The sequence below is a fragment of the Kluyvera intermedia genome, from assembly GCF_034424175.1.
Taxonomy (GTDB): Bacteria; Pseudomonadota; Gammaproteobacteria; order Enterobacterales; family Enterobacteriaceae; genus Kluyvera; species Kluyvera intermedia.
Genome location: NZ_CP139986.1, coordinates 2,167,744 through 2,193,474, shown reverse-complemented (window position 1 = coordinate 2,193,474; position 25,731 = coordinate 2,167,744). Strand labels below are relative to the sequence as shown.

24 protein-coding genes and 1 pseudogene are annotated in these 25,731 nt (G+C 51.6%); 12 read left to right on the top strand and 13 right to left on the bottom strand.

Going from position 1 to position 25,731, the window contains the following annotated elements; all coding sequences use genetic code 11:
* Positions 1-57 precede the first annotated feature (57 nt).
* Positions 58-1,266, bottom strand: coding sequence for a nitrate regulatory protein NasR (gene nasR / locus U0026_RS10660; protein ID WP_062778753.1), 1,209 nt, complete (start codon positions 1,264-1,266; stop codon positions 58-60).
* A gap of 74 nt (positions 1,267-1,340) precedes the next feature.
* On the opposite strand from nasR, the gene U0026_RS10655 reads away from it, so the two are divergent.
* On the top strand, positions 1,341-1,694 hold the full coding sequence (locus U0026_RS10655; RefSeq protein ID WP_062778751.1) for a DsrE/DsrF/TusD sulfur relay family protein: 354 nt from the start codon (positions 1,341-1,343) through the stop codon (positions 1,692-1,694).
* Between the two features lie 272 nt (positions 1,695-1,966).
* Positions 1,967-2,212 (top strand): DUF1883 domain-containing protein, encoded by a 246-nt coding sequence (locus tag U0026_RS10650; RefSeq protein WP_062778750.1) that lies wholly within the window; start codon positions 1,967-1,969, stop codon positions 2,210-2,212.
* Positions 2,213-2,258: 46 nt separating this feature from the next.
* On the opposite strand, the gene U0026_RS10645 is transcribed toward U0026_RS10650, so the two are convergent.
* Positions 2,259-2,939 carry a gamma-glutamylcyclotransferase gene (locus tag U0026_RS10645; protein WP_062778748.1) on the bottom strand — a complete coding sequence of 227 codons (681 nt, stop codon included), beginning with the start codon at positions 2,937-2,939 and terminating at the stop codon, positions 2,259-2,261.
* 365 nt (positions 2,940-3,304) lie between these two features.
* Here U0026_RS10645 and chaA point away from each other — a divergent pair, with 365 nt between their 5' ends.
* Complete coding sequence (chaA, locus tag U0026_RS10640; RefSeq protein ID WP_062778746.1) at positions 3,305-4,405, top strand: sodium-potassium/proton antiporter ChaA; 1,101 nt, start codon at positions 3,305-3,307, stop codon at positions 4,403-4,405.
* Positions 4,406-4,529: 124 nt separating this feature from the next.
* Here the strand turns inward: chaA and kdsA are convergent, their stop codons facing one another.
* Genes kdsA through hemA form a run of 6 tightly spaced genes read right to left on the bottom strand, consistent with a single transcriptional unit; the run spans position 4,530 to position 9,863 of the window.
* The gene (gene kdsA, locus U0026_RS10635; RefSeq protein WP_062778744.1) at positions 4,530-5,384 is read right to left on the bottom strand and encodes a 3-deoxy-8-phosphooctulonate synthase; all 855 of its coding nucleotides are present in this window, start codon (positions 5,382-5,384) and stop codon (positions 4,530-4,532) included.
* A 51-nt stretch (positions 5,385-5,435) separates the two neighbouring features.
* Entirely contained in the window at positions 5,436-6,245 is an 810-nt protein-coding gene (sirB1, locus tag U0026_RS10630; RefSeq protein WP_062778743.1) for an invasion regulator SirB1, read from the bottom strand.
* A 3-nt stretch (positions 6,246-6,248) separates the two neighbouring features.
* Positions 6,249-6,641 carry a SirB2 family protein gene (locus U0026_RS10625; RefSeq protein WP_062778741.1) on the bottom strand — a complete coding sequence of 131 codons (393 nt, stop codon included), beginning with the start codon at positions 6,639-6,641 and terminating at the stop codon, positions 6,249-6,251.
* Positions 6,638-7,489, bottom strand: a complete 852-nt coding sequence (gene prmC / locus U0026_RS10620; RefSeq protein ID WP_062778739.1) for a peptide chain release factor N(5)-glutamine methyltransferase — start codon at positions 7,487-7,489, stop codon at positions 6,638-6,640. The genes U0026_RS10625 and prmC overlap by 4 nt, the downstream gene beginning before the upstream one ends.
* Complete coding sequence (gene prfA, locus U0026_RS10615) at positions 7,489-8,571, bottom strand: peptide chain release factor 1 (RefSeq protein ID WP_062778737.1); 1,083 nt, start codon at positions 8,569-8,571, stop codon at positions 7,489-7,491. The genes prmC and prfA overlap by 1 nt, the downstream gene beginning before the upstream one ends.
* A gap of 35 nt (positions 8,572-8,606) precedes the next feature.
* On the bottom strand, positions 8,607-9,863 hold the full coding sequence (hemA, locus tag U0026_RS10610; RefSeq protein WP_062778735.1) for a glutamyl-tRNA reductase: 1,257 nt from the start codon (positions 9,861-9,863) through the stop codon (positions 8,607-8,609).
* Positions 9,864-10,072: 209 nt separating this feature from the next.
* Here hemA and lolB point away from each other — a divergent pair, with 209 nt between their 5' ends.
* The 4 genes from lolB to dauA all read left to right on the top strand — a co-directional run bounded on the left by lolB (position 10,073) and on the right by dauA (position 14,506).
* Positions 10,073-10,696 (top strand): lipoprotein insertase outer membrane protein LolB, encoded by a 624-nt coding sequence (lolB, locus tag U0026_RS10605; RefSeq protein ID WP_062778733.1) that lies wholly within the window; start codon positions 10,073-10,075, stop codon positions 10,694-10,696.
* A complete protein-coding gene (gene ispE / locus U0026_RS10600) occupies positions 10,696-11,544 on the top strand; it encodes a 4-(cytidine 5'-diphospho)-2-C-methyl-D-erythritol kinase (protein WP_164717436.1) in 849 nt (282 codons plus the stop codon). The genes lolB and ispE overlap by 1 nt, the downstream gene beginning before the upstream one ends.
* A gap of 208 nt (positions 11,545-11,752) precedes the next feature.
* The gene (gene prs / locus U0026_RS10595) at positions 11,753-12,700 is read left to right on the top strand and encodes a ribose-phosphate diphosphokinase (RefSeq protein ID WP_112203978.1); all 948 of its coding nucleotides are present in this window, start codon (positions 11,753-11,755) and stop codon (positions 12,698-12,700) included.
* 150 nt (positions 12,701-12,850) lie between these two features.
* A complete protein-coding gene (gene dauA / locus U0026_RS10590) occupies positions 12,851-14,506 on the top strand; it encodes a C4-dicarboxylic acid transporter DauA (protein ID WP_062778777.1) in 1,656 nt (551 codons plus the stop codon).
* A 137-nt stretch (positions 14,507-14,643) separates the two neighbouring features.
* Here dauA and U0026_RS10585 read toward each other — a convergent pair whose 3' ends face one another.
* Together U0026_RS10585 and U0026_RS10580 are read right to left on the bottom strand one after the other, a co-directional pair.
* On the bottom strand, positions 14,644-16,107 hold the full coding sequence (locus U0026_RS10585) for a pyridoxal phosphate-dependent decarboxylase family protein (RefSeq protein WP_062778729.1): 1,464 nt from the start codon (positions 16,105-16,107) through the stop codon (positions 14,644-14,646).
* Between the two features lie 13 nt (positions 16,108-16,120).
* Complete coding sequence (locus tag U0026_RS10580; protein ID WP_126440722.1) at positions 16,121-17,506, bottom strand: diaminobutyrate--2-oxoglutarate transaminase; 1,386 nt, start codon at positions 17,504-17,506, stop codon at positions 16,121-16,123.
* Positions 17,507-18,121: 615 nt separating this feature from the next.
* Between U0026_RS10580 and lysC the strand changes: the two genes are divergently transcribed.
* Positions 18,122-19,483 (top strand): lysine-sensitive aspartokinase 3, encoded by a 1,362-nt coding sequence (gene lysC, locus U0026_RS10575; RefSeq protein ID WP_062778726.1) that lies wholly within the window; start codon positions 18,122-18,124, stop codon positions 19,481-19,483.
* An 83-nt stretch (positions 19,484-19,566) separates the two neighbouring features.
* On the opposite strand, the gene ychH is transcribed toward lysC, so the two are convergent.
* Positions 19,567-19,839: a stress-induced protein YchH gene (gene ychH, locus U0026_RS10570; RefSeq protein WP_062778724.1), complete on the bottom strand. Its 273-nt coding sequence runs from the start codon at positions 19,837-19,839 to the stop codon at positions 19,567-19,569.
* Positions 19,840-20,148: 309 nt separating this feature from the next.
* On the opposite strand from ychH, the gene pth reads away from it, so the two are divergent.
* Both pth and ychF read left to right on the top strand, forming a co-directional pair.
* Positions 20,149-20,733 (top strand): aminoacyl-tRNA hydrolase, encoded by a 585-nt coding sequence (gene pth / locus U0026_RS10565; protein WP_062778722.1) that lies wholly within the window; start codon positions 20,149-20,151, stop codon positions 20,731-20,733.
* A 158-nt stretch (positions 20,734-20,891) separates the two neighbouring features.
* Complete coding sequence (ychF, locus tag U0026_RS10560; RefSeq protein WP_062778720.1) at positions 20,892-21,986, top strand: redox-regulated ATPase YchF; 1,095 nt, start codon at positions 20,892-20,894, stop codon at positions 21,984-21,986.
* A gap of 203 nt (positions 21,987-22,189) precedes the next feature.
* Here the strand turns inward: ychF and U0026_RS10555 are convergent.
* Positions 22,190-22,678, bottom strand: a pseudogene (locus U0026_RS10555) (IS3 family transposase); the annotation flags it as partial.
* A gap of 543 nt (positions 22,679-23,221) precedes the next feature.
* Here U0026_RS10555 and U0026_RS10550 point away from each other — a divergent pair.
* Positions 23,222-23,491 carry a hypothetical protein gene (locus U0026_RS10550; RefSeq protein ID WP_062778716.1) on the top strand — a complete coding sequence of 90 codons (270 nt, stop codon included), beginning with the start codon at positions 23,222-23,224 and terminating at the stop codon, positions 23,489-23,491.
* Between the two features lie 165 nt (positions 23,492-23,656).
* On the opposite strand, the gene U0026_RS10545 is transcribed toward U0026_RS10550, so the two are convergent.
* A protein-coding gene (locus tag U0026_RS10545) for an IS1-like element IS1B family transposase (protein ID WP_241973917.1) occupies positions 23,657-24,354 on the bottom strand; the annotation gives its coding sequence in 2 pieces (ribosomal slippage) (positions 23,657-24,105 and positions 24,105-24,354; 699 coding nt in all).
* Between the two features lie 329 nt (positions 24,355-24,683).
* On the opposite strand from U0026_RS10545, the gene proX reads away from it, so the two are divergent.
* The gene (proX, locus tag U0026_RS10540) at positions 24,684-25,679 is read left to right on the top strand and encodes a glycine betaine/L-proline ABC transporter substrate-binding protein ProX (RefSeq protein ID WP_062776285.1); all 996 of its coding nucleotides are present in this window, start codon (positions 24,684-24,686) and stop codon (positions 25,677-25,679) included.
* Positions 25,680-25,731: the final 52 nt, after the last annotated feature.

Below are 25,731 nucleotides of genomic sequence, written 5' to 3'. Positions count from 1 at the left end.
CGCATTTCCCGGGGATATCTCAACACGCGAGCGCGTTTATGCACCGGATAAATGCACTCATGCCCGGTGATTGTGCAACGTTGCCTCCGTTTCACTCTGCCAAAGCGACTTCACCGCCAGCAGCGCACGGGCGATCTCGACCATTCGCTGGTTCTTATCCATCGCCATTTTGCGCAAGCAGTGCCAAGCCTGCTCCTCGTTCATTTGCCGGTGGGTCATTAACACGCTTTTGGCTTTATCAATGATCTGACGCTCGGATAACGTATCTTTCAGAGAAGCCAACTGCCCGGAGAGTTGCTCAAGTTCGCGGGCTTGTTGGCGTACCAGTGGTAAAAGCTGGCGGTCGAGGTGTAGCACCAGATTGTCGCTTGCCGGATCGTCAAAGGTCGGTTCAGGCGCATCTTCTCCCAAAAGGAGTTCATCAACCGCAGACATCAGTTCAGCAATTAACAACTCTTCGAGACCACGCATTGGCTCAAGCCGCTGTGTTTGCAGGGTAAACCAGTGCAGCGCGCTCTCGCCGCCGTCCTCAGAAGGCTGGCGAGTACAGGCAATACGCCGCATCTGTTCAACGGCAATACCGGCCTGACACTCGGTCAAAAACAACATCTTTAATGGGCCTGGAGCGAGTGATAAAAAGCTGTCAAAACAGGGTTGTTGACCGTCAATACGGTCAACCAACCGCTGGCGCAGTTCATCGCTAAAATTACCCTGCGCAAATCCCTGCGCGCCCAGCGCCCGCTCCTGGCCCACCAGCTCTTTGCCCTGCATAAAGCTGTAGAGCGCGACCAGTCGACCGGCGAGCATGGGTTCGTCGATGCTGTCATTAAGCTGGGGAATAATATCGAGCAGATGCCGGATAGTGCGGCTGAACTGATCGGTTGCCGCTTCCGGCGTCATCTGGCACACCATCACCTTTTGACGAAGCGCGGGCAATTGCTCCAGCGACCACACCGCGCGGGCGATACGCTGGCACAGGCCACCAGACGTGGGCAAATGTTCAGGCAGGAGCCGGACAAGCAATTTGCGCGTCTGCTCATCCACTAATGCCGCGCTGGCTCGACGCTCTGCGGCATATAATCGCCCCTGCGAGCATAACCAGATGTTGGATGCACCTCGTTCACACTGTACCATATGCACGATGTGGCTTAACTGGCTAACCAGTTGCCCCTGCTGCGCCAGTTGCCTGAGTTGCTCTTTCTGCACCTGACGCGCATAACGAAACCACTCGATAGCGCCGGGTGTCTCATCTTCACGGTTTATCATGCGCTCCCCCGTTATAGGATTTTCTTACCGATAGTCCTAACGTCTAGCAATAATCGTGCCTTAAAGGAGTTCAGATGCAACGTATCGTCATTATCGCCAACGGGGCTGCTTACGGCAGCGAATCTCTGTTTAACAGCCTTCGGTTGGCTATCGCTTTGCGGGAGCAACAAGACGACCTTCAATTGCAGCTTTTTTTAATGTCTGACGCGGTCACCGCCGGTCTACGCGGGCAAAAACCGGCCGAAGGCTACAACATTCAACAGATGCTGGAGATACTCGTAGCCCAGGGCGTTGCAGTGAAACTGTGCAAAACCTGTACCGATGGGCGCGGCATTAGCGCATTGCCGCTGATTGAAGGTGTGGAAATTGGCACGCTGGTTGAACTGGCGCAGTGGACGCTGGCGGCAGACAAGGTGCTGACCTTCTAATTTCACCCGTATTAGCCGAGCAAACTGCAACCCCCGCTCTTTTAAGGATATTGTTTCACCCTTAAGCCATTCTTCGCAGCAATCTCACGAACGCTGAATGGATTCAGGGATATTGTCATTTTTGTTGAAGCGTTGCGGCTTTTTTTGATCAAAATCAGCATCCGCGATCACAGTGTTTGGTGTTATGCCATGAGTGATTTGTGAACAATATCACAGGCAGACATCAGGATTCGGTCGCAGGGAGCGGGTTGATTCATTGGCAGCGGGGTAGATTGGCGATGGTTAAGGCAAGTTTGACATTATTTGGTGGGGATACGGTGGTGGTACGTTGCTCAGAGCGTTGCCATATTCATTTAATGAGTACGCAAAAGAACACCGGGAGTCACAATACCGATATTTTGAGCGTTCAGAACGAAGAAAAAGCCTATCTCACCGTACCCTACAGCGGGACGTGGAACGTGTTGATTGATAGCCACAGCCAGTCTCTTGAACATTCTATCAGCTACGTGGCTGCATAATGTTCTCCCCCGGAAGCACGCACTTCCGGGGATTTTCAGCCATCGCTTACGCTACGCCCGGCGGATTTATTCCACCCACCAGATGACGCACTTTACCAATCAGTTCATTGAGCCCATCGTCCGGCATTCCCAACTTATCAAGCTCCTGCTCTAGTGAGAACAGGTATTGCGCATTGGTACCCAACGGGCCGCTGGCACGTGCAATAAGTGGGGCAATCACCTGCACGCTGGTATCGGATTCATAAAGGGGATGACGCGGATCCATAATAAACACCAGCGCGGTCACCGTGCGCCCATCGTCCAGACTCAACTGGCACCAGGTCGGCAAGTAGCAGCCGGTGATCATCTCGCGTTTCCAAAGTAGCGACAGCTCATTTTCGATTTCGTCATCTGGAAGACGGTAGGCAACCCCTGTGGTGCGTCCGCCCTCTTTCAGCGCCAGCATTCGCCCTGGCTGGCAAGCGCTTCCGCGCCCGGCCGTCAGACGCAAACAGAAGGCACGATGCCAGCCCATCAGCGTACCGGTCACCGATTCGCAAAAATTAAGCGCCGGGTTCCACATCAGCGAACCATAACCAAAAATCCACACTGGGCCATTATCTGGCCGACAGGCCAGCATGGCTGCCTGCGACGCCGCACGTTGTTCAGCAGACCAGAGGAGCGACTCTTCAATGGCACCAAATGCCGTTGTACAATCCGCCCTCATTAAGAAATCACGCGTTAACACTCTAAACCTCCACCACCACTTCTCTTCCCTGCAACACATACGCCCTTAAGGGAACGAATGGTGACCTCCGGAGCTGTCATTGATGAAATATTATCCAGATTTATCCCGCAAGATGCAATTTGTCTGAATCGCCACCGTCGATATTCCACGCCCAGCCTTGCAACAAAACTGCATAAATCCACTGCCACAATACGCTGTTATTTAAAAAATATTTTCCTGATAATTTTTATTATAGCCATCTAAAAGAAAAAATGGTGATATGGGTAAATTTCAGTAAAAGATTACCTTGTGCATGGAAAAATTTGTTAATTTATACTGCTTCTTTTTTTCTATAATTATAAATACCTGCATTAATGGAGACAAACATGACCCACGCACATGAGGCGGTGAAAACTCGCCATAAGGAGTCGTCGCTTATTTTCCCGATAGTGGCCCTGGCAATCCTGTTCTTCTGGGGGAACAGTGCGTCATTGCCAGTGGTTATTGCGATAAACGCAATGGCGCTCGTCGGTATTCTCAGCAGTGCCTTTAGCGTTGTACGACACGCGGATGTATTAGCACACCGCCTGGGAGAACCCTACGGTTCTCTAATTCTAAGTCTTTCTGTGGTTATCCTTGAGGTTAGCCTGATATCCGCATTAATGGCGACGGGTGATGCCGCCCCTACCCTGATGCGTGATACGCTCTACTCCATTATTATGATCGTCACTGGCGGTTTAGTGGGTTTCTCGTTATTGCTCGGTGGCCGTAAATTTGCCACGCAATATATGAATCTGTTCGGTATCAAACAATATTTAATTGCGCTGTTTCCCCTGGCCATCATTGTGCTGGTGTTCCCGACCGCATTGCCGGGCGCAAACTTTACCATCGGCCAATCGCTGCTGGTTGCCCTTATTTCAGCCGCCATGTATGGCGTATTCCTGCTGATTCAGACTAAAACACACCAGAGTTTATTCATCTACGAGCATGAAGACGACAGCGACGATGATGACCCGCATCACGGTAAACCGTCCGCTCACAGCAGTCTTTGGCACGCATTGTGGTTGATTGTCCATCTTATTGCAGTTATCGCCGTCACCAAGATGAACGCGAATCCATTAGAAACGTTGCTCACCAGCATGAACGCGCCGGTGGCCTTTACCGGTTTCCTGGTTGCGCTGCTGATTCTGTCACCGGAAGGTCTTGGGGCACTCAAAGCGGTACTGAATAACCAGGTACAGCGCGCAATGAACCTGTTCTTTGGTTCGGTGCTGGCGACCATTTCACTGACGGTACCGGTGGTTACGCTGATTGCCTATATGACCGGTAATGAATTGATGTTTGGTCTGGGGATGCCGGAGATGATCGTGATGGTTGCCTCACTGCTACTGTGCCAGATCTCCTTCTCGACCGGACGAACCAACGTGCTAAACGGCGCGGCGCACCTGGCGCTGTTTGCCGCGTATCTGATGACGATATTTGCCTAAGTACAGGTGATGTGACTCGCAGTGTAGCCCGGAGTCGGTGCTGGGCACCTCGTCCGGGCTATATCGTCACCTCGCCATACAAAAAAGCCGACCCAAGGGTCGGCTTTTTACGCATCAGCAAAACTTATTTGCTGGTATCCAGCTCATCGAAGCCTTTAACCAGGTCGTCGATAGCTTTCATTTGCTTCAGGAAAGGTTCCAGCTTATTCAGCGGCAACGCGGACGGGCCATCGCAACGCGCGTTGTCCGGATCGGGATGCGCTTCGATAAACAGACCGGCAATACCGACCGCCATACCCGCACGAGCCAATTCAGCCACCTGCGCACGACGACCGCCGCTCGCTGCGCCAAACGGGTCACGGCACTGTAATGCGTGGGTCACGTCGAAGATAACCGGGGAGTTATTGGAGGATTTTTTCATCACGCCAAAGCCCAGCATGTCGACTACCAGGTTGTCATAACCGAAGTTCGCACCGCGGTCACACAGGATAATCTGGTCGTTACCGCCTTCAATAAACTTGTCGACGATATTACCCATCTGGCCCGGGCTCACAAACTGCGGCTTCTTCACGTTAATGACCGCGCCCGTTTTCGCCATTGCTTCAACCAGGTCTGTCTGGCGAGCCAGGAACGCGGGAAGCTGGATAACGTCAACCACGTCGGCAACCGGCTGCGCCTGGCTTGCTTCGTGAACGTCGGTGATGATCTTCACGCCGAAGGTCTGCTTCAGTTCCTGGAAAATTTTCATCCCTTCTTCCAGGCCTGGGCCACGGTAAGAGTGGATAGAGGAACGGTTGGCTTTATCAAATGAAGCTTTGAATACGTATGGAATACCCAGTTTCTGGGTCACGGTCACGTAGTGCTCGCAAATACGCATCGCCAGGTCGCGAGACTCCAGCACGTTCATGCCGCCAAACAAAACAAACGGCAGATCGTTTGCTACTTTGATGTCACCAATGCTAACCACTTTTTCTTTCATAAGAGAGCCTTGTTAAGGTATTTCCGCGATTATAACCGGAATAATGACCAATTAGTGAAGCGTAATTTGCTTGTGCGAGATAGTGTTAATTTGCGCACGGATCATTTCGCTTATCGGATCTTCCGGACATTGTTCAACGAAATAATTCAAATCACTCAGGGCAATGTGCTCACATTCCAGCTGTGCATAGATAAGCCCACGATCGCGAATTTCATACGGATCTTCCGGGTTAAACTGCAACAGCGTCTGGCTTGCACCTAACGCCAGCTCCATCTGACGCTCTTCCATCAGCGCCGATTTCAATGTATCGAGCAGTTTGCGGATAACCTCAGCGTTATCCGCCTCATCGAGGTCTTCATTGAACAGTTCAGCCATCGGGCTAACGTTGCCCTTGAGCCAGACTTCCAGCGTATGCTCGTCAAGCGTGTCGCCATTAAACGGGTTAATGAGCCACAGCTCTTCGTCATCCACATCGGCACGCAGCAGTAACTGGGTCGGGAAAATCACCGGCACGACGGGAATATCGAGTTGGCTGGCAATACACAGCACGACAGCCCCTAGCGCCACCGCACTGCCCTGACGATTTTTCAGCACCTGATCCAACCATAAGGCGTCCGATAAACGGTATACCCCGGAGGAGTCGCCAAATTTCCACTCATGATAGAACAACTCAATCAGGCGCTCCATCTGACGCGTCAGCGTCCAGGAAGGGCTTATCTCTTCACGCGCCAGTGCCACCAGGCACTCAAGCTGCTCACGCACCTTTTGCGACGGGAAATCATCACGTATCATTTCAGAAATAAGGATCATGCCATCGCATAACGGCGCTTTATTAAATTCAAAATCAGCCAGTGACTTCATACCTTACCCCAACAACGGAACTTTAGTGATGGCGAGTTTAACGATGATGCACAACACCACCAACGCCAGCAGAAAGGCAATAAATCCGCTCTGCTGACTGCGCGGACGACGACGTCCCAACGCGACAAACCCCAAAAAGATGTAAATGATAACGCCAAACAGTTTCTCCGTCAGCCATGTCCCCCCTTCGGTGAAGGGAAAATAGCGCGTCATCACCATCAGCGCGACACCGCTTAGCAGCAAAACGCTGTCAACGGCGTGCGGTAATACACGCACCCAGCGCGCATCAAGCAATACATTCTGGTGATGTTTCCACCAAAAGCGTAACGCAAAAAAGGTCACGGAAAAAATGGCTGACCCAATATGTAAATAGAGCACCCACAAAAACAAACTCATTGGCAAACCTCTGGCTCGCCCAACCATTGCGCCAGCGTCAGGCGATCGTTGTCACCGTAGTCACGGCAGGTTTCAGCAGACTGATAGCCCGCGGCATGAAACAATTCACGCACTGCAGCGCCCTGCTTCCAGCCGTGCTCCAGCAGCATAAATCCCCCCGTCTCCAGATGCTGACGGCCAAACTTGATGATATGCGCGAGGTCAGCCAGACCTTGCTCGGCCGCAACCAATGCGGTTTTCGGCTCAAAACGCACGTCGCCCTGGGCGAGATGTTCATCTTGTTCGTCGATATACGGCGGATTACTCACAATCATCGTAAAACGTTGCCCGTTCAGCGCACTGAACCAGTCGCTCTGCAAAATCGTGATATTGGCGATGCCAAGATTCGCAGCGTTGCGCTTAGCCAGTACCACCGCATCGGCGATAAAATCGACTGCGGTGAGCTGGCAATCAGGACGTTCACTCGCCAGCGCCAGCGCCACGGCACCCGTACCGGTGCCTAAATCAAGGATCTGGCAAGGCGCTGACGGCAAATGCGCCAGCGCCTGCTCAACCAGGCATTCGGTATCCGGACGTGGAATCAGCGTCACGGGAGAGACAAACAGCGGCAGTGACCAGAATTCACGCGTCCCCACCAGATGAGCTACCGGTTCACCGTTGGCGCGGCGAGCTAACAGCCCCGCCAGCGTATCAAACTGTGAAACACTCAAAGGAGTCTCATCAAAGGCCAGAATATAGGTACGCGCCTTGCCGGTCACATGTTGCAGCAAGATTTCAGCATCGCGCTTCGGGCTTTCGCTCGATGCCAGCGCTGATACTGCCTGCTGTAGCCACTGTCGAAAAGTCATCATTCCGTGTCGGACAGCGCAGCCAGCTGATCGGCCTGATATTCCTGAACGATAGGCTCGATCAGCATATCGAGCTTGCCTTCCATCACTTCATCCAGACGGTACAACGTCACGTTGATGCGGTGATCGGTAACACGCCCCTGCGGGAAGTTATAGGTACGGTTACGGTCGCTACGGTCGCCGCTGCCCAGCAGGTTACGACGCTCAGAGGCTTCAGCCTGCTGGCGACGGGCGATTTCAGCCGCACGAATACGCGAACCCAGCACCGACATCGCTTTGGCTTTGTTTTTATGCTGTGAACGTTCGTCCTGGCATTCCACCACGATGCCGGTAGGCAAGTGGGTAATACGAATCGCCGAGTCGGTGGTGTTAACGTGCTGACCGCCCGCGCCCGAGGAGCGGAAGGTATCAATGCGCAGATCCGCCGGATTGATATCCGGCAGTTCCGCTTCAGGGACTTCTGGCAGTACCGCGACTGTACAGGCAGAGGTATGGATACGGCCCTGCGATTCGGTAGCCGGAACACGCTGCACGCGATGACCGCCAGACTCAAACTTCAGTCGGCCATAAACACCTTCGCCGCTGATTTTGGCAATCACTTCTTTATAACCACCATGTTCGCCATCGTTAGCGCTCATAATTTCCACACGCCAGCGGCGTGATTCGGCATAACGGCTATACATACGGAACAGGTCGCCGGCAAACAGCGCGGCTTCATCACCGCCAGTACCGGCGCGGACTTCCACGAAGGCATTGCGTTCATCGTCCGGATCGCGCGGCAGCAACAGTACCTGCAGCTGTTGTTCCAGCTCTTCTTCGCGGGCCTTCGCTTCCTGCAATTCTTCCTGCGCCATTTCGCGCATTTCAGGATCGTCGAGCATCATCTGCGCGGTTTCAATATCTTCCTGAACCTGGCGCCAGTCGGTATAACAACGGGAAACGTCGCCCAACTGCGCGTACTCACGCGACAGCGCCCGGAAACGGTCTTGATCGGCGATAGTCGCCGCGTCTCCAAGCAGCGCCTGAACTTCTTCATGGCGCTCGTAGAGAGCTTCCAGTTTAGCAACAATAGAAGGCTTCATTGGCGTAAATGCACCTTGTAATAAATAGAGTTGTGCTACTCCAGCCCGAGGCTGTTGCGCAGAATATGCAGGCGTTCATCATCCCCGTCACGGGCAGCCTGCTGAAGAGATTTGGTTGGCGTGTGGATCAGGCGGTTGGTTAACTTGCGCGCCAGATCTTGCATAATGATCTGTGGATCGCCGCCGTTTTCGAGCGCAGCAATCGCTTTCGCGGTAAGTTCTTCACGCACTGTTTCAGCCTGAGAGCGATATTCACGGATGGTATCGCTGGCGCTTTGCGCGCGCAGCCAGGCCATGAATTCACTGGTTTCCTGCTCCACTATCGTTTCAGCCTGCACTGCGGCAGCTTTTCGCTGTGCCAGGTTATGCTGAATAATGTTTTGCAGGTCGTCAACGCTGTACAGGTAGGCGTTAGCAAGCTTTCCGACTTCCGGTTCAACGTCGCGCGGTACGGCAATATCCACCAGCAACATCGGCTGGTTACGTCGTGCTTTCAGGGCGCGCTCGACCATGCCTTTGCCAATAATCGGCAGCGGACTGGCGGTAGAACTAATGATGATGTCGGCTTCTTTCAGCCGTTCGTCGACGTCGCTCAAGGCAATCACTTCCGCCCCGACTTCATCTGCCAGCACCTGCGCACGTTCACGCGTACGGTTGGCAATCAACATTTTTTGTACGTGATGCTCGCGCAAATGGCGCGCCACGAGTTCAATGGTCTCACCTGCGCCAACCAGCAGCACGGTGACCGTTGAGAGTGATTCAAAAATCTGTCGCGCGAGCGTACAGGCAGCAAACGCTACCGATACCGCGCTGGCACCGATATCCGTTTCAGTGCGCACCCGCTTGGCGACAGAGAACGATTTCTGGAACATGCGTTCCAGCGAGCTGGCGTTAACATGGCCACGGCTGGAATCGGCAAACGCTTTTTTAACCTGACCTAAGATCTGCGGCTCACCCAGCACCAGCGAATCCAGACCGCTGGCAACGCGCATCAGATGGCTGACGGCGTCGTTATCCTGGTGCCAATACAAGCTTTGGCGCAGTTCTTCTTCATTCAGACCGTGATAGTCGCACAGCCAGCGTACGATAGCCTCGTGGAGGTTATCTTGCTCTTCTACGCTCAGGTAAAGTTCAGTGCGGTTACAGGTCGACAGAACCACGCCCCCCTGGACCATTGGCTGAGCCAGAAGGCTCTCCAGCGCCTGGTCAAGCGAATCCGGCGAAAACGTCACTCGTTCTCGCAGCGCTACCGGGGCTGTTTTGTGATTAATGCCAAGAGCTAAAAGGGTCATTGTGCGGGAGTAGTACCAGCGTTGATAAGGTTAGTCTGAGCGCATCATACAGGATGCGCGAGATCAATAAAAGGGAGGCTCCCCTTTTGGAGTAATAGGTAGGCCAGGTTAATTTTATGATTTAAGACAACTTGAGCGTAGACGCTGCCCCCCGGCGACGCTAGCATTAAGCGTAATTACTGCAACGCATTTCAAGGATTGTCGTCACTATGACCCTGTCAGATTTCCGCACGCTTCGCCTACTGCCGCTGGCAGCCCTGGTCCTTACCGGTTGTACCCTCACAGCACCTCAAGGGCCGGGCAAAAGTCCAACCTCACCTCAATGGCAGCAACACCAGCAAGACGTGCGCAAGCTAAGCCAATACCAGACGCGCGGCGCATTCGCGTATATTTCCGACCAGCAGAAAGTTTACGCGCGCTTCTTCTGGCAACAAACCGGGCAGGATAACTACCGTCTACTGCTGACCAATCCACTGGGCAGCACCGAGCTTGAACTGATTGGTAAGCCGGGTTCTGCGCAACTCACCGATAATAAAGGTCAACACTATACCGCCGCCGATGGCGAAGAGATGATTGGCAAGTTGACCGGTATGCCGATTCCGCTTAACAGCCTGCGTCAATGGATCCTCGGCCTGCCGGGCGATGCAACGGACTATAAGCTTGACGACCAGTATCGTCTGAGCGAATTAAACTACACTCAGAACGGGAAAACGTGGAAAGTGGTCTACAGCGGCTACGACAGCAAAACTCAGCCTGCCCTGCCTTCTAATATGGAACTGACGCAGGATTCTCAGCGCATCAAGCTGAAAATGGACAACTGGATCGTGAAATGATGACCCGCTGGCCTTCTCCCGCAAAACTGAACCTGTTCTTATATATTACCGGGCAGCGTCCCGATGGTTACCATACCTTACAGACGCTATTTCAGTTTCTCGACTACGGCGATACGCTGACCATTGTCCCGCGTCAGGATGGGCAATTACGTTTGCTCACGCCAGTCGAAGGGGTACCTGATGAAGAAAACCTGATTATTCGTGCGGCGCGGCTACTGATGCACTCTGCCGCCACCAGCGATCGATTGCCGAAAGGTAGTGGCGCTGATATCAGTATCGACAAACGTTTACCAATGGGCGGAGGTCTGGGCGGTGGGTCGTCAAACGCCGCCACCGTCCTGGTCGCACTCAACCATCTTTGGCAGTGTCAGTTGTCCGAAGATGAACTGGCAACCATCGGGTTAACTCTGGGTGCTGACGTACCGGTATTCGTGCGCGGACACGCGGCCTTTGCCGAAGGCGTTGGTGAGATACTGACACCGGTTGATGTGGCGGAGAAATGGTACCTGGTCGCCCATCCTGGCGTTAGTATTCCCACACCGGTCATTTTTCGTGATCCCGAGCTACCACGAAATACCCCGGTCAGGTCAATTGAGACGTTATTAAATTGTGAATTCGCAAATGATTGCGAGGTTATCGCAAGAAAACGTTTTCGCGAGGTTGATGATGTGCTTTCCTGGCTGTTAGAATACGCGCCGTCGCGCCTGACTGGAACAGGAGCCTGTGTTTTTGCTGAATTCGACACAGAACTCGCTGCCCGCCAGGTGCTTGAGCAAGCCCCGGAATGGTTGCAAGGCTTTGTGGCGAAAGGTGTAAACCTCTCACCATTGAAGCAAGCCCTACTCTGAATCATTCGGATTTCCGCCAGTTTTGCTGACGAAAGAAGAATGTGAATGCGTAAACCCTGCCGGGCAAACTGAGTTCCGGTGACAACGTCACCCCGTTCCAGACGTTGCATCGTGCTCTTTAATACACCGCCTGGATGAAATCGAGTCTGGCCCGCACAGTTTTTGGCCCGTTTCATCCACCACTGGACGCATGCCTGAGGTTCTTCTCGTGCCTGATATGAAGCTTTTTGCTGGTAACGCCACCCCGGAACTAGCACAACGTATTGCCAACCGCCTGTACACTTCTCTCGGCGACGCCGCTGTAGGTCGCTTTAGCGACGGCGAAGTCAGCGTACAAATCAATGAAAACGTACGCGGTGGTGATATTTTCATCATCCAGTCCACTTGTGCCCCTACTAACGACAACCTGATGGAATTGGTTGTTATGGTAGATGCCCTGCGTCGTGCTTCCGCAGGCCGAATCACTGCCGTTATCCCTTACTTCGGCTATGCCCGTCAGGATCGTCGCGTACGTTCTGCGCGTGTACCTATCACCGCTAAAGTTGTCGCTGACTTCCTGTCAAGCGTTGGCGTTGACCGTGTACTGACCGTAGATCTGCACGCTGAGCAGATTCAGGGCTTCTTCGATGTTCCGGTTGATAACGTGTTTGGTAGCCCGATTCTGCTTGAAGATATGCTGCAGCTGAACCTGGAAAACCCAATTGTGGTTTCTCCGGACATCGGCGGCGTAGTTCGCGCACGTGCTATCGCTAAACTGCTGAACGATACCGACATGGCTATCATCGACAAACGTCGCCCGCGTGCGAACGTTTCCCAGGTTATGCATATCATCGGTGATGTTGCCGGTCGTGACTGTATTCTGGTTGATGACATGATTGATACCGGCGGCACGCTGTGTAAAGCGGCTGAAGCATTAAAAGAACGTGGTGCGAAACGCGTATTCGCCTACGCTACCCACCCGATCTTCTCTGGTAATGCGGTGAATAACCTGCGTAACTCCGTCATTGATGAAGTTATCGTATGCGATACCATCCCGTTAAGTGATGAGATCAAAGCGCTGCCAAACGTCCGTACCCTGACGCTGTCCGGGATGCTGGCAGAAGCGATTCGTCGTATCAGCAACGAAGAATCAATCTCTGCCATGTTCGAGCATTAATCGGATTTGGTTAAAAAACCCGCTGCGGCGGGTTTTTTTGTCTATAGTGTTTATTTGTATGATTTATGCCAACTTCACTGCCATTCGCCTGACAGATGATGCGCTCATGGATGAAACAGTATCGTGAATAAATTATTCTCCCCTGATGTGATGCCTTTCCGCGCGCTGATTGACGCCTGCTGGAAAGAGAAATATTCCACCACTCGCTTTATGCGTGACCTGATTGCCGGGATCACCGTCGGTATCATTGCCATTCCACTGGCAATGGCGCTGGCGATTGGTAGCGGCGTCGCCCCGCAGTATGGCCTGTACACTTCTGCCGTCGCCGGGATCATTATTGCCCTAAGCGGTGGTTCCCGCTTTAGCGTCTCCGGGCCGACTGCCGCCTTCGTGGTGATTCTGTACCCGGTATCGCAGCAGTTTGGTCTCGCCGGTTTGCTGGTCGCCACGCTAATGTCTGGCCTGTTTTTGATCCTCTTTGGCCTCGCGCGCTTTGGTCGCCTGATCGAATACATTCCGCTGTCGGTCACCCTGGGTTTCACTTCGGGGATCGGTATCACTATTGGGACCATGCAGATTAAAGACTTCCTCGGCCTGCAATTAACGCACGTCCCGGAACACTATTTACAGAAAGTCGGCGCGCTGGTCATGGCACTACCGACCATCAATTTTGGCGATGCTGCCATTGGTATTGTGACCCTCGGCACCCTGATCCTCTGGCCTCGCCTTGGCCTTCGCTTGCCGGGCCATCTGCCTGCGCTAATTGCCGGTTGCCTGGTGATGGTGATTGTCAATCTGCTCGGTGCCCATGTCGCGACCATCGGATCGCAGTTCCACTACATTCTGGCCGACGGCTCACAGGGCAACGGCATCCCCCAATTGTTGCCACAGTTCGTACTGCCGTGGGATTTGCCGAACTCCACGTTCACACTCAGTTGGGCGTCACTTCAGGCCCTGCTGCCTGCCGCCTTCTCAATGGCCATGCTCGGGGCCATTGAGTCACTACTGTGCGCCGTGGTACTCGACGGCATGACCGGCACCAAACATAAAGCCAACAGCGAACTGATTGGCCAGGGCCTTGGGAATATCGTCGCGCCGTTCTTTGGTGGCATTACAGCGACCGCGGCGATTGCTCGTTCCGCCGCTAACGTGCGTGCGGGCGCGACATCCCCAGTTTCCGCCGTCATTCACGCCATTCTGGTAATTCTGGCATTGCTGATTCTGGCACCGGTTCTCTCATGGTTACCGCTTTCGGCGATGGCTGCCCTGCTGCTGATGGTGGCGTGGAACATGAGCGAAGCGCACAAAGTGGTCTATCTGCTGCGCAAAGCGCCGAAAGACGACATCATCGTGATGCTGATTTGCATGTCGCTGACCGTGTTGTTCGATATGGTTATCGCAATTAGCGTGGGTATCGTGCTCGCGTCATTGCTGTTTATGCGCCGTATCGCCCGCATGACGCGCCTGTCAGCGGTAAACGTCACCGTGCCGGACGATGTATTAGTGTTGCGTGTGATTGGGCCGCTGTTCTTTGCCGCCGCTGAAGGGTTGTTTACCGATCTGGAAACGCGCATCGCAGGCAAACGGATTGTGGTGCTGAAATGGGATGCAGTGCCGGTACTGGATGCCGGTGGACTGGATGCGTTCCAGCGTTTTGTGCAGAAACTGCCTGAAGGCTGCGAGCTACGCGTCTCTAACCTCGAATTTCAGCCACTGCGCACCATGGCACGCGCGGGCATTCAGCCAATTCCGGGACGACTGGCATTCTTCCCGAATAAAGATGCCGCACTAGCAGATATCATTTAAACCCGTAGCCCGGCCAAGCGAAGCGCCGCCGGGAAAAGCTCCGTATCCTCCCCGTCGGCGCTTCGCTTGGCCGGGCTACAAGTTAGAGACAAAAAAATGGCTCCTTTCGGGAGCCATTTTTATAACTAGCTTATTGCTTACGCTTTGAGCAGCTTCTCTGCTGTCTCTTTCACGCTCGCCAGCAGGATTTTCACGTCCTCCAGGCATACCGTTGGGTTCAGCAGCGTCAGCTTCAGACAGGTTACGCCATCCGCTTCCGTTACCCCAACATTCGCGCTGCCGGATGCCAGCAATACGTCGCCAATCCGTTGGTTCAACAGTGCCACAAACGCCATGTCGGTGCTTTCAGGGCGGAAGCGGAACAAGACGCTCGCCAGCTGCGGCTGCATCACCAGCTCAAGGTGCGGTTGTGCTGCAACGAACTCCGCAACGTCACGCGCCAGCGTTACGCCGTTATCAATGATTTCGGCATACTGCTTTTTACCCAGCGCTTCCAGACCCATCCACAGTTTCAAGGCATCAAAACGACGGGTGGTTTGCAGAGACTTCGACACCAGGTTCGGTACGCCTTGCTCTTCGTCAAAATCAGAGTTCAGATACGCGGCCTGATAACGCATCAATTCGTAGTGACGAGCTTCTTTTAACAAGAATGCGCCACAGCTGATGGTCTGGAAGAACTGCTTATGGAAGTCCAGCGTGACGGAGTCAGCCAGTTCAAGTCCATTAAGGAAATGACGATACTTCTCAGAAAGCAGTAATGCGCCACCCCATGCCGCATCGACATGCATCCAGATCTGGTGTTCTGCCGCCAGTGCTGCGATTTCCGCCAGTGGATCAATGGCCCCTGCATCGGTGGTGCCGGCAGTAGCAACAATTGCCATCACCTGCTCGCCGTTGGCTTGCGCCTGTGCCAGCTTCTCTTGCAGATCGTTAAGATCCATACGTGAGAAGGCATCGGTTTTCACCAGGGTCACCGAACGGTAGCCCAGCCCCATCAGCGCCATGTTCTTCTGCACAGAGAAGTGAGCGTTTTCAGAGCAGAACACTTTGATCTTACTCAGATCGCCGGTTAGACCATCCTGCTGGATGGAATGCCCCTGGCGTGCGAAATACGCATCACGCGCCAGCATCAGCCCCATCAGATTGCTCTGGGTGCCGCCGCTGGTGAAGACGCCCGCGTCACCCGCCGGGTAACCCACCTGCTCACGCAGCCATTCAATGAGTTTGATCTCAATGATGGTCGCCGAAGGACTCTGATCCCATGAATCCATGCTTTGGTTGGTGGCGTTGATCAGCACTTCCGCCGCCTGGCTAATCACCAGACTTGGGCAATGCAAATGCGCCACGCACTGCGCATGGTGGACCGACAGACTGTCTTTTAAAAAATATTCAACCGCACGCTCAATAGCGGCCTGGTTACCCAGGCCCCCGGAGGTGAAATTCAGGCTGATACGAGAACGCAGCTGTTCAACGGTTTTACCCTGATACATCTCAGGTTGCTTTAACCATTCGACAACGGCTTGAGTGCTCTGCTCGATAGCATCCTGGTAGGCGGCAATACTCTGCGGCGAACCGGACAGAATCGGGTTTACATCAGACATTCGACCCACTCCGTTAAACCGGCTTCACGCCAGCGCCTAGCAAGGCGTTTTCAAATTTATCGAGGAAGATTTCCAGCTCAGCGTTGGTAATCAGCAGAGATGGCAGTAAACGCAGTACGCAACCATCGCGACCGCCACGCTCAAGAATCAGGCCATTTTCGAAGCATTTTTTCTGCAGCAATGCAGAAAGCGCGCCATCGGCCGGGTAGCAACCCATATGATCCTGTGCTTCACTCGGCTTCACAATCTCAAGGCCGATCATCAGCCCCAAACCACGCACCTGCCCAATCACCGGATAACGTTTCTGAAGATCAGCCAGTTTACCTTTCAGCCACTCGCCCTGGGCAGCAACTTTATCGGCAATCTTATCGTCTTTGAGGATTTTCAGCGTCGTCAGACCGGTGGCCATTGCCAGCTGGTTACCACGGAAGGTACCCGTGTGGTGACCTGGAGACCATGCATCGAACTGCTTTTTGATACCCAGAACGGCCAGCGGCAGACCGCCGCCCACAGCTTTAGACATGACGATGATGTCCGGCTCAATACCGGCGTGTTCGAATGCAAACAGCTTACCGGTACGCGCGAAACCTGCCTGAACTTCATCGATGATCAGCAGAATACCGTGTTCCTGAGTCACTTTACGAATGCGCTGCAGCCACTCGACCGGAGCCGGGTTGACGCCGCCTTCACCCTGAACGGCTTCAAGGATCACCGCCGCAGGTTTACGCACGCCGCTTTCAACGTCATTAATCAGGTTTTCGAAGTAGTAGCTTAAGGCTTTCACGCCCGCTTCGCCGCCAATACCCAGTGGGCAACGGTACTCATGCGGATAAGGCATAAACTGCACTTCGGCCATCATGTTGCTGACGGCTTCTTTTGGCGACAGGTTACCGGTCACGGACAAGGCACCGTGGGTCATCCCATGATAGCCGCCGGAGAAACTGATAACGCTGGAACGGCCAGTCACTTTCTTCGCCAGCTTCAGTGCGGCTTCCACCGCATCAGCACCGGATGGGCCGGTGAATTGCAGGCAATACTCTTTGCCTTCGCCCGGTAACAGGGAGAGCAAATAAGATGAAAATTCATCTTTTAATGGTGTAGTCAGATCGAGCGTATGTAACGGTAAGCCGCTAGTGATGACACTTTGAATACTTTGAAGCACATCAGGATGATTATGACCAAGCGCCAGGGTGCCAGCACCTGCCAGACAATCAAGATATTGATTATTTTCTACATCAGTAATCCAGACGCCCTGCGCTTTGGCAATCGCCAATGGCAGTTTACGCGGATAGCTCCTGACGTTAGATTCAAACTCGGCTTGTCTTGCTAAAAAGGTATCGTTGGTTTGTGTTAATGAATTAGCACGTAAAGTATCAATACGGACTTTATCCGTCATCATATCACTCCTACAACCAGGTGTGGTTTAACGCCTGATTGAATAAAGGGTTTAAGGATTACCTATAAAAAAGCGCGGCTAATATATGTTGTTTTAGCGAAGGGCTCAATCTTTTATTTTCACCCAATCTAAAAAACACATTAATCCCCATAAAATCAATAACTAACAAGAAAACGAACTGAGCTGACCACTTTGCTTTTGTTACCTTTTATCGCTAAAAGCCACATATAGATACAGTAACAATAATGTAATGAAGTCCATCTGATTTTCAGGGCTTTATTATTTATTTACACGTTTTTACCGTTAATAACACCACTCCCTTTCGCTTAAAGGACGATCACTCACTGTTTGCCGAGAAATAAAATAAAACAGTCGATTCATAAGAATAAATCACTTAGTATGGCGCGCTTATTTGCACCGGCTGTAAATAAAGAACGCATGTGCATTATCCGGTAACGATTGGCAGGCAAAACACGTTATCGACAACAGGAACGCGCTTCCTGGGTTGTCATCAGAAATGTCCGCGGGCGGATGTTTCGTAAGGTGAAGATTCTTCCCTTATGCCGAGAATGAAAATTTTCTAGCCATCACTTTATGGCGCCCTGATATGAGATTGTTATGACTCGCATTTATCCACAATTCGTCGTTGCCAAATTTGGTGGCACAAGCGTCGCAGATTTTGATGCGATGAACCGCAGTGCCAGCATTGTTCTTGCTGATCCCAATGTTCGTTTAGTCGTTTTGTCTGCGTCAGCAGGCGTCACAAACTTGCTGGTTGAGCTTTCTGAAGGTCTGGAAAGTCCTCAACAATTAGACAAGCTTGAGACTTTACGCACCATCCAATACAACATTATTTCTCGTTTAAGGCAGCCATCCGTTATCAGCGCGGAGATTGATAATCTTCTCGACAATATTGGTCAACTAGCTCATACCGCAATGACGTCCCCTTCCACCGCATTAAGCGATGAGCTGGTAAGTCATGGAGAATTAATATCCAGCCTGCTTTTCGCCGAAGTTTTGCGTGAACGTCAGGTTGAGTCGAGTTGGTTTGATGCGCGAAGAGTGATGCGAACCGACTCCAATTACGGCTGCGCAGAACCCGACGTCAATGCCCTGGCAGAGCTCGCTGAGCTGCACCTTCGCCCACGAATTGAGCAAGCGGTCATGGTGACCCAGGGCTTTATTGGTCGTGACAGTGCCGGTCATACCACCACGCTTGGGCGCGGCGGCAGTGATTACACGGCGTCACTGCTGGGTGAAGCACTTCATGCTGCACGTGTGGATATCTGGACCGATGTCGCAGGCATTTATACGACGGATCCGCGCATCACGCCAACGGCTAAACGCATCGACAGCATCTCTTTCTCCGAGGCCAGCGATATGGCGGCCTACGGTGCTAAAGTACTTCATCCAGCCACGCTGATGCCCGCCATGCGCAAAAACATTCCCGTTTTTGTTGGCTCCAGCAAAGATACCGCCGCAGGCGGGACGCTGGTGTGCTGCACGACGGAAAATCCTCCGCGTTACCGTGCGGTTGCTGTACGCCGTAAGCAGACGCTGCTGCGTTTACAAGGTCTGGACTCAGAACCGACTCATCGTTTTCTGGCGCAGATATTTGCCATTCTGGCGCAGCACTCTGTTGCGGTCGATCTGATAACAACCTCAGAAAACAGTATCGCGCTGGCACTGGACTCAACGCATGCCACCTCTGGCGACGACGGTGCGCTGACCAGCGCATTATTTACCGCGCTATCGTCCCATTGTCGTGTGGAAGCGGAAACTGGGCTGGCACTGATAACGCTTGTTGGCAACCAACTGACTCATGCCGCGGGCGTTTGTCAGGATGTTTTTGCACGCCTTGAAGAACATGCGGTACGCATGATCTGTCACGGCGCCTCTAACAATACGCTTTGCTTCCTGCTGCCAGGCGACGTCGCTGACGGTGCGGTTAAAGCACTACATCATCGTTTGTTTGAATAAGTTACGCGATACCCAAAACAGTAAAGCCCCGGTCTGATGACCAGGGCTTTCTTATTTGTGCATCCACTTAAGCGTGCTATTACTTAGCTATGATTACCGTTGCGGCGACAGCGTTTATCGTAGTGGCGAACCCACCAATATCTATCGCAAACCTGTTCGCGTCCACCCACACGCGCCCCGGTTAGCCAAAGCACAGCGCCGACAAAAATACTAAGAATGGCACCATGCGCAAAGAACTGCGGCAGATCAAGTTGCGGCAACTGGTTTAGAATTGAGTAACCAACCCCAACGACCATAACGACCAGGCCTAATCCCATGAGCACATTACCGAGTAACGAAGCGTTTTTGCGTTTCATAGTGTCACCTCCGTAGATTGGCTTGGGCTTCGGGATATAGACTCTATTGGACTTGAAAGACGATGAGTATATCCCTATTCCTCGTGTGTAAAGTATAGACAACACCGCCAGGTATAATTGCGTGGGCGATCACAAATGAACACTTATGGTGAACAAAACTTTACATTTAAGTTACTGAAATACATTAAAACCATATTATCTCACTGTTGAACTATTCAATTTTCGCCCCTTTCGGCGCTTATTTTTGTCAACAGCGTCATCACGACGTAAACTAGCCGCCGTTAAGATTGACCACTCAGGAATAACTACGTGACGATTAAACTGATTGTCGGCCTGGCGAACCCCGGCGCAGAATACGCGGGAACGCGTCATAACGCTGGCGCCTGGTATGTTGATTTGCTGGCAGAACGTTTTCGCGCCCCACTGCGTGAAGAGAGCAAATTTTTTGGCTACACCTCCCGCATTAATCTCGCCGGAGAAGATATTCGTCTGCTGGTGCCCACCACCTTTATGAACCTCAGCGGCAAAGCCGTTGCGGCACTGGCAACGTTCTATCGTATTAATCCAGATGAAATTCTGGTCGCTCATGATGAGCTGGATCTACCACCCGGCGTGGCGAAATTTAAACTTGGCGGCGGCCACGGTGGCCACAATGGGCTCAAAGACATCATCAGTAAATTAGGTAATAACCCTAATTTTCATCGCTTACGCATCGGAATCGGTCATCCGGGCGATAAAAGCAAGGTTGTCGGATTTGTATTAGGCAAGCCACAGTCCGCCGAACAGAAGCTCATCGACGATGCGGTAGACGAAGCGGCGCGCTGTACCGAGGTTTGGCTCAAAGACGGACTCACCAAAGCGACCAACCGCCTGCATGCCTTTAAAGCGCAATAATTATTCACTTGTCCGTCAGCCGACGCTAAGTCAGCGTGAAGGATGATGTGTATACGGTAATTTTTTCGTATGACGTGTATAATAGGCAGAGTTATTTACTTTTCTACAATCTGTTTTATATAACAGGTTGAAAATCAAAAGATTAAGGTGATTTAAACATGGGATTCAAATGCGGTATCGTTGGTTTGCCTAACGTAGGCAAATCCACCCTGTTCAACGCGCTCACTAAAGCGGGTATTGAAGCGGCAAACTTCCCGTTCTGTACTATCGAGCCGAACACGGGTGTTGTCCCGATGCCCGATCCACGTCTGGATCAACTGGCAGAAATCGTCAAACCACAGCGCATCCTGCCAACCACCATGGAATTCGTTGATATCGCGGGTCTGGTAAAAGGTGCATCTAAAGGTGAAGGCCTGGGCAACCAGTTCCTGACCAACATTCGCGAGACCGAAGCTATCGGCCACGTTGTTCGTTGCTTTGAAAACGACAACATCATCCACGTGAATAACAAAGTGGATCCGGCTGACGACATCGAAGTCATCAACACCGAACTGGCTCTGTCCGATCTGGATACCTGCGAACGCGCTATCCACCGTGTGCAGAAGAAAGCGAAAGGCGGCGACAAAGACGCAAAAGCTGAACTGACCGCGCTGGAAAAATGCCTGCCACAGCTGGAGAACGCCGGTATGCTGCGTTCCCTGACCAACCTGACCGACGAAGACAAAGCGGCAATCAGATACCTGAGCTTCCTGACCCTGAAGCCAACCATGTATATTGCCAACGTAAACGAAGACGGTTTTGAAAATAACCCGTACCTCGATAAAGTACGTGAAATCGCTGCAACCGAAGGTTCCGTTGTGGTTGCCGTTTGCGCCGCCGTAGAATCTGATATCGCTGAACTCGACGACGCTGACCGTGATGAGTTTATGGCTGAGCTGGGTATTGAAGAACCAGGCCTGAACCGCGTTATCCGTGCCGGTTATGAACTGCTGAATCTGCAAACCTATTTCACCGCTGGCGTGAAAGAAGTCCGTGCATGGACCATCCCTGTTGGCGCCACCGCACCGCAGGCGGCCGGTAAAATTCACACCGACTTTGAAAAAGGCTTTATCCGTGCTCAGACTATCGCGTTTGAAGACTTTATCACCTACAAGGGTGAGCAAGGCGCGAAAGAAGCGGGCAAGATGCGTGCGGAAGGGAAAGATTATGTCGTTAAAGATGGCGACATTATGAACTTCCTGTTCAACGTCTAAATAAAATTTGTTGTCTCATGAGGTTTCGCTGAACCTCATGAGAATCACAAAAAGCCATAAAATCCACGCAATTGCGTGGATTTTTTATTTCATAATGTCTCAACTCATCTCGTAACAACGCTGTCAAAAATGAGTACATGGATGAGTACAACATTCTTCCAAAGACTGGGCCGAAATGACCAAAACGCGTCGACTGGATATATGACGAGAGCATCGTGCATAAAATCTATCGACCAGCTCTGGTTTAATGCTTCCGGTGTTGCCAGCGGAGCCGGGTTGCGCACCGGCAGGCGTTGTTTACCCTTACGACGAATTCAGTTTCAGCAGGCAGTAAATCCGGTGTACACGCTTATGATTCCAGGCATTACCCTTCCTGCGAAGCACCTGAAAGAGTTTCTTCACACCGTATCGCGGATAGCGTTGCGCCATTTCAGTAAGCGCCTGGATCACCGGCTCATCACGCCGGGTGTCGGGCTGATAAAAATACACTGTCCTGCTCAGCGATAATGTCCTGCATGCCTGACGTAAGCTCATGGCAAACTGCGCCGTCAGATAGCTGATGAGCTCACGCTTTATCGCTGGTTTTAAAGCTTTTTTCGATAACGTCTCTCAGTGCCCGGTATTCCAGACTGAGGTCGTCAAACATCTTTGACGGTTCGTCCGGCTTCGACGGACTTCAGAACGGCGATAATCTGGTGTTCAGTGAATCAGATCTTACGCATAGCAACCTCCTCAGGGGACATAATCAGTATGTCGGAAGATCTCTAAAAGTGAATGGTGCGGATTGCTGGGATACTTACAAACATACCGATAAAATTAGAGGATTGTTTTTTGAAAAACAAAAGCATTTTTTTAGTGCTAAAATCTTCAAATATTTATTCATTTTAATTTATAAGCCACAAGATTTTAATTGCCAAGGCAAGGATAATGATTACAAGATTATACGGACTAAAATGCTATGATGTGTCTTCGATTACAGAAGTTAGAGATTCGAGATTACAAGGTGCTCTACACAAGATTAGCAGCATTAAAAACGTTTCATTAGTTATATCTACGACACCCATTAAATATGATGAGTTACCCTCAGCAAAAGAAATCCTTAAAGAAAAAAACGCGACTGCTTAACCTCTTTATTAAAAAGATTATCCCCTAAGAGACAGGATAGTGATGTACTGAGGGGCAGGCAGTTAATTATACAAGCAGGATATCATGCAACTCTTGATTCTAAAAATCTGTTGAAAAACGGATTATCTTCAAGTTTTGAAAATGATGCATTCGAAAATGGCAATGAACTTGATGGTGAGGGGTTGTATGTAGCCGAAGACAGAAAAACCGCAGAAGGTTATGCTAAGGTTAAGAGTGGTAACGCAGAAGTCCTGGAGGTGTGGTTACGCCTGACTGAGGATAATATTAAATCTGATGAGATTCAGAAAACACCTGCCCATGATATCGCTATTAGACCTCATGCATATGATAATGTTTTTTTCGTCAAAAGTGCCAATTAATAAATTAACAATCATTCTCTGGTAAGTTTCATTTCGGAAACAAGAAAATTAAATTGCACACGCTCACCGCGGTCAATCGCGTTCAAAAAAATGTCAACGTACAAACACGTTGATACGACAGGAATAAAACAGCAGGGCATTTGATTTTTGGGTAATGACTCCAACTTATTGATAGTGTTTTATGTTCAGATAATGCCCGATGACTTTGTCATGCAGCTCCACCGATTTTGAGAACGACAGCGACTTCCGTCCCAGCCGTGCCAGGTGCTGCCTCAGATTCAGGTTATGCCGCTCAATTCGCTGCGTATATCGCTTGCTGATTATGTGCAGCTTTCCCTTCAGGCGGGATTCATACAGCGGCCAGCCATCCGTCATCCATATCACCACGTCAAAGGGTGACAGCAGGCTCATAAGACGCCCCAGCGTCGCCATAGTGCGTTCACCGAATACGTGCGCAACAACCGTCTTCCGGAGCCTGTCATACGCGTAAAACAGCCAGCGCTGGCGCGATTTAGCCCCGACGTATCCCCACTGTTCGTCCATTTCCGCGCAGACGATGACGTCACTGCCCGGCTGTATGCGCGAGGTTACCGACTGCGGCCTGAGTTTTTTAAATGGCGGAAAATCGTGTTGAGGCCAACGCCCATAATGCGGGCAGTTGCCCGGCATCCAACGCCATTCATGGCCATATCAATGATTTTCTGGTGCGTACCGGGTTGAGAAGCGGTGTAAGTGAACTGCAGTTGCCATGTTTTACGGCAGTGAGAGCAGAGATAGCGCTGATGTCCGGCGGTGCTTTTGCCGTTACGCACCACCCCGTCAGTAGCTGAACAGGAGGGACAGCTGATAGAAACAGAAGCCACTGGAGCACCTCAAAAACACCATCATACACTAAATCAGTAAGTTGGCAGCATCACCCGCTCCCGCATCGCTGACATCCGACATTCTTCGTATTCCCCTTTTCTCAGCCGCTTTAAATCACGAAAAATTAAGAATAACCCTAGCATGTAAATAATAATAAAAGCTTGTCAGGAAATATTTAGGATTGCCATCAAATCTCAGTATGCTAGGGTAAAGTATCACCACTAATACTCAGGTGATTATTCGCCACAACGTTTCTGCTTACCCTTTTATCACCGCGAAAATAACCTGCCACCTCTGGTTTTATACCCTAAATAATAAGGTTACTACTATGCAAACACCGACGATAAACGCCATCACACTGGCGGCAATACTGACCTCACCCGCGATTTTTGCGGCCGACCTGCCTGGCAAAGGTATAACCGTTCACCCTGTGCAGAGTCCCCTACCGGAAGAAACCTTTCAGACCGAGATTATCAACCGGGCGCTGAAGCAGCTTGGCTACGATGTGGCGCCTATCGAAGAGGTTGAGTACAACGTTGCCTATACGGCCATCGCCGCTGGTGATGCCACCTATATGGCGGTTAACTGGATGCCGCTACAACAGGATATGTACAGCGCCAGCGGCGGTGATAAGAAATTCTACCGTCAGGGGACTTATATCAGCGGGGCCGCGCAAGGTTATTTAATCGACAAAAAAACCGCCGACAAATATCACATTACGGATATTTCACAGCTCAAAGATCCTAAAATTGCCAAACTCTTTGATGCCAACGGCGATGGTAAGGCTGACCTCGCAGGATGTAATCCAGGCTGGGTGTGCGGTTCGGTCATTGATACCCAAATTAAGGCTTATGAGCTGAGTAATACGGTGACGCAAAATCAGGGGAATTATTCGGCGATTATTGCCGATACCCTCACACGTTTTAAGGCTGGTAAACCGGTGCTGTATTGGACCTGGACGCCGTATTGGGTCAGTGATGAATTAAAACCGGGTAAAGACGTGGTGTGGTTAACGGTGCCGTTCTCGGCGAATCCGGGGTCGCTTAAAGATCTCAATACAGAATTACCTAATGGGAAAAACTACGGTTTTGCAGTGAACAACGAGTATATCGTCGCCAATAAAGAGTGGGCCGCGAAAAATCCGGCGGCGGCGAAGCTGTTTGCGGTCGCGAAATTACCGCTGGCCGATGTTAACGCGCAAAACCAGTTGATGCACAAAGGTGAGTCCAGCGCCGAGAATATTCAGCTGCATGTTGATGGCTGGATCCATGCGCATCAGGCAACGTTTGACGATTGGATTAAACAGGCGCTAGCGGCGAAGTAAGTAGAATTCCCGGCGGCGCTGCGCTTGGCCGGGCTACCCACAACGCTTTATC